General features: G+C 66.9%; 5 protein-coding genes. 2 read left to right on the top strand and 3 right to left on the bottom strand.

Features of this window, described 5'->3' with window-relative positions:
• Window positions 1-18: 18 nt before the first annotated feature.
• The 3 genes from VDQ18_RS23005 to VDQ18_RS22995 all read right to left on the bottom strand — a co-directional run bounded on the left by VDQ18_RS23005 (window position 19) and on the right by VDQ18_RS22995 (window position 2,210).
• Window positions 19-675, bottom strand: coding sequence for a YggS family pyridoxal phosphate-dependent enzyme (locus VDQ18_RS23005; RefSeq protein WP_323023186.1), 657 nt, complete (start codon window positions 673-675; stop codon window positions 19-21).
• 74 nt (window positions 676-749) lie between these two features.
• Window positions 750-1,058: a hypothetical protein gene (locus VDQ18_RS23000; protein ID WP_323023185.1), complete on the bottom strand. Its 309-nt coding sequence runs from the start codon at window positions 1,056-1,058 to the stop codon at window positions 750-752.
• 192 nt (window positions 1,059-1,250) lie between these two features.
• A complete protein-coding gene (locus tag VDQ18_RS22995) occupies window positions 1,251-2,210 on the bottom strand; it encodes a porin (RefSeq protein ID WP_323023184.1) in 960 nt (319 codons plus the stop codon).
• 394 nt (window positions 2,211-2,604) lie between these two features.
• On the opposite strand from VDQ18_RS22995, the gene VDQ18_RS22990 reads away from it, so the two are divergent.
• Together VDQ18_RS22990 and VDQ18_RS22985 are read left to right on the top strand one after the other, a co-directional pair.
• A complete protein-coding gene (locus VDQ18_RS22990; RefSeq protein WP_416235144.1) occupies window positions 2,605-3,066 on the top strand; it encodes a DUF3576 domain-containing protein in 462 nt (153 codons plus the stop codon).
• A gap of 104 nt (window positions 3,067-3,170) precedes the next feature.
• The coding region (locus tag VDQ18_RS22985; protein WP_323023183.1) for a class I tRNA ligase family protein at window positions 3,171-4,210 on the top strand (1,040 nt) is incomplete at its 3' end.

Here is a 4,210-nt window from a genome sequence, read left to right as displayed (position 1 = left end):
CCGCGCCCCTTGCGGCCCTCAGACCGGCGCGACCCGCGTGCCGAAAATCGCCGACCCCACGCGCACATGCGTGGCCCCCAGCGCCACCGCCGTCTCGAAATCCTCGGACATGCCCATCGACAGGCCGCTCAGCCCGTTGCGCCCGGCGATCTCGCCCAGCAGGCGGAAATGCGGCGCCGGGTCTTCCTCGGCCGGGGGGATGCACATCAGCCCCGTCACCGGCAGCGACAGGGCGCGGCACCGGGCGACCAGCGCGTCGGCCTCGGCGGGCAGCACGCCCGCTTTCTGCGGTTCTTCGCCGGTGTTGACCTGCAGGAAAAGCTCGGGGCAGCGGCCGATCTCGTCGGCGAGGCGCGCCAGCGTCTCGGCCAGTTTCACCCGGTCCACGGAATGGATCGCGTCGAACATGCCCATCGCCGCCCGGGCCTTGTTGGATTGCAAGGGCCCGATCAGATGCAACGAGATCCCCTCGTAGCGAGACTGGAAATCCGGCCAGCGGCCCTGCGCCTCCTGCACCCGATTCTCGCCGAAGATCCGCTGACCGGCCGCCAGCACCGCCTCGACCCGGTCGGCCGGTTGCACCTTGGACACGGCGATCAGCGTCACCGATCCCGGCGTGCGCCCGGCGCGCCTTTCGGCAGCGTGGAGCCGTTCGGTGATGGATTGCAGGGACATGGCCTTACCTCCTCCGCGCCAGGATGAACGGGCGGTTCGGGCCGAAAAAGCCACAGCAGGCCGGAAAAGGAAAGTCAGTTCCGCCGGTCGACGGCACTGGCACGCGATTCGTGGGCCGGGAGGGGGCGGCGGTCGGGATCGAGATTGCCGAACATCACGCCCAGCTCGAACCGAAAGCGCATCCCGTTGTCAGCCTGGTGGTCGAAGGTCGTCGTGTACCGCCCTTCAAACAGCGGCTCGGCCTGTCCCCGGGTCGCCCCCGGACCCTGCGTATAGGCGACGCCGAAACGCCCCTGAATCGAATGCGAGACATCAGCCAGCGCAGGCGCCGAAAGGGCCAGAGGCAAAAGCGCGGACAGGAGGCCGGAGAAAGAGGGTTTCATCAGTGAAATCGCGTTTGTTTTGAAAACGCTATCACACCGGGACCCGGCCCGGAAGGCACGCGGCCGTGATGGGCGGAGTCTTGCCGAGCCAGCGAAAACCGCACTTCACGGCCCCGGAAACCTGGAGGGCCTGGCCAGAAAAAACAAAGAGCGGGCCTGAGCCCGCTCTTTGCCGATCCGGTAGGAACCGTATCAGAAGTTGAACGCAACGCCGACTTCGGCGCGGGTCGCGTCGTTGGTGCGCTCAATGCCAGCAGCAACGCGGGCACCGCCACCCAGGCCGTACGAGTAGCCGAGGCCGTAGGTGTTGTCGTTGGTCGCCGGGTCGTTGTCGTAGCTGCGACCGACGTAACCGTTCAGGGTGCCGCCGCCCAGAGCGACGTTACCGCCGATCAGCCAGTTGGTGTTGGCGCCCGTGACCGGGTTAACGCCAGCGCCGAGGCGGGCAACGATCGCGCTCACGCCCCAGCTGCCGCCGTTGTAGGCGCCGGCGAGGGTGGTGACGTCGCTGTCAGGGGCGTAGACGCCATAGCCGGTGCGAGTGGCGTGGCCCAGCATCACGCTGAACTGGCCGAAGGTGCCGCCGACGGCGATTTCGGTCGCGGCCGAGATGGCGCCCATCGAGCGGTCATGCGACACGTGCACGTAGTAGCCGTTGGCTTCATAAGCAACCGCGACGCGCTGGTTCGGGCCGGGCGTACCGGGCAGCAGCGGGTTGCCGTTCGAGGCCTGACCTTGCGGGATCGAGAACATGCCGGCCGAGCTGCCGTTGAAGGTGCCGCCGGTGTAGCCAACGGTCTGAGCGCCGACGAGGCGGGTCTGGATCGCACCGTCCTGGTTGCCGAAGGTCAGGCGCAGGCCGTTCGATTCGACCCAAACGCGCGACGAAGCCAGCGCGCCGGCGTAGGCCAGGCCGTTGTTCATGCCCGACTGGGTACGGACGAAGGCGCCGAAGGTCAGGCCGTGGTCGGCTTCGATCGCGACGTTGAACTGCAGACGCAGACGGTTTTCCATCACGGTGGTCGAAACGCCAGCAGCGGTACGGGTGTAGACGAGACCCATACGGCCGTTACCGTTGATGGTCACGCCTTGAGCGTGGGCCAGACCAGCCGACAGGGCCAGGGCGGTCGTAGCAAGAAGAAGCTTTTTCATGGTTTCCCTCGTTGACGTAAAATCTTGCCCACCTTGCCAACAAGCTGGGTCTTGCTCTGTTTCGTTTTTTCGTTGGCTCAATGCAAGTTCACCGCCTCGGCCGCCCAAACTCTGCCGTTTTGTGGTGCAGATTTGCCACGACCCCCCGAAGCGCCCCGAAATCGCCCCGATCTGACGCGCGCCTTACGCGCGCGCGGGCGCAGACGCGCCGAACGGATGTCCCGCCAGCGGCCCCGGGGTGCAAAGCGCTTGTTCGGATCGCGCCGCTCGGCTAGACACGGCGCGACCGGACGCCGGGCAACAAGGGGCCCGCCGTTCAGAAAGACCGCGCGAGGATCAGGAGCGACGGATGGTGGAAACACGGGTGACACGACGGTCGCTGCTGGCGCTGGGCATGGCCGGAGCGCTGGCTGGCTGCGGCGGCGGCGGGCTGTTCGGCGGCGACAACTCGGGCGACCGCGCAGCGGCAGAGCGCGAATCCCTCAGGCAGCGCCAGACCGAGACCGGCACCACGGATTCGATCTGGAACCTCTTTTCGAATCGCGAGGATCCCTCGACCGTCCTGACGGTGAACCGCTATATCTGGACCGCCGCGCTTGAGACGCTGGATTTCCTGCCGGTCGAGCAGGTCGATCCCTTCTCGGGCGTGATCACCACCGGCTTTGGCACCCCGCCCGGCGGCGGGCGCCCCTATCGCGCCACCATCGCCGTGACCGATGCCGCGCTCGACGCGCGCTCGCTCAACGTGGCGCTGATGACCCGCAATGGCCCGGCCAGCGCCGAGACGGTGCGCGCGGTGGAGAACGCCATCCTGACCCGCGCCCGGCAGATCCGCATCCGCGAGCTTGGGCTCTGATCCCACAGGCCCGGACCGATTCGGCGGGCTGGAATCCCCGCCCGCAGCAGAGTAAGACACGGCCGGGCCCCGAAAGCCCGGCCTTTTCATTTCAGGAAACGCGCATGTCCGCTGACGCCCGCTATTCGCCGCAAGAGATCGAGCCCCGCTGGCAAGCCGCCTGGGATGCCGAGGGCTGCTTCGCCGCCAAGGCCGACCCGGCGCGCCCGAAATATTACGTGCTGGAGATGTTCCCCTATCCCTCGGGGCGCATCCATATCGGGCATGTGCGCAACTACACGATGGGCGACGTGGTGGCGCGCTACAAGAAGGCGCAGGGCTTCAGCGTGCTGCACCCGATGGGCTGGGACGCCTTCGGCATGCCGGCGGAAAACGCAGCCATGGCCGAGGGCGGGCATCCGGGCACCTGGACCTACAACAACATCAAGGTGATGAAGGGGCAGATGAAGCCCCTGGGCCTGTCGATCGACTGGTCGCGCGAATTCGCCACCTGTGACCCGGAATATTACGGCCAGCAGCAGGCGCTGTTCCTGGACATGCTGAAGGCGGGCCTCGTCTATCGCAAGAACGCGGTGGTGAACTGGGACCCCGTCGACATGACGGTTCTGGCCAACGAGCAGGTCATCGACGGCAAGGGCTGGCGCTCGGGCGCCGAGGTCGAGCGCCGCGAGCTGACGCAGTGGTTCTTCAAGATCTCCGATTATTCCGAGGAGCTGCTCGACGCCATCGACGGGCTGAAGGACTGGCCGGAAAAGGTGCGCCTGATGCAGGCCAACTGGATCGGCAAGTCGCGCGGGCTGCAATTCGCCTTTGACCGGACCGACGGCAAGGGCCAGATCGAGGTCTATACCACCCGCCCCGACACGCTGATGGGCGCGAGCTTCGTCGGCATCTCGCCCGACCACCCGCTGGCCAAGGAGCTGGCGGCGGCCAATCCCGCGCTGCAGGCCTTCCGCGAGGAATGCGCCAAGGGCGGCACCACGGCCGAGGAACTGGAAACCGCCGAGAAGAAGGGCTTCGACACCGGCCTCACGGTGAAGCACCCGTTCGATCCCGATTGGGAACTGCCCGTCTGGGTCGCGAACTTCATCCTGATGGATTACGGCACCGGCGCCATCTTCGGCTGCCCGGCGCATGACCAGCG

It is taken from the genome of Pararhodobacter sp., from assembly GCF_034676075.1.
GTDB lineage: Bacteria > Pseudomonadota > Alphaproteobacteria > Rhodobacterales > Rhodobacteraceae > Pararhodobacter.
This window is presented reverse-complemented; position numbering and strand designations above follow the sequence as displayed.

Coding starts and splice junctions, on each gene's coding strand:
- VDQ18_RS23005 (WP_323023186.1), bottom strand. CDS start 675: ATGTCCCTGCAATCCATCACCGAACGGCTCCACGCTGCCGAAAGGCGC.
- VDQ18_RS23000 (WP_323023185.1), bottom strand. CDS start 1,058: ATGAAACCCTCTTTCTCCGGCCTCCTGTCCGCGCTTTTGCCTCTGGCC.
- VDQ18_RS22995 (WP_323023184.1), bottom strand. CDS start 2,210: ATGAAAAAGCTTCTTCTTGCTACGACCGCCCTGGCCCTGTCGGCTGGT.
- VDQ18_RS22990 (WP_416235144.1), top strand. CDS start 2,605: ATGGCCGGAGCGCTGGCTGGCTGCGGCGGCGGCGGGCTGTTCGGCGGC.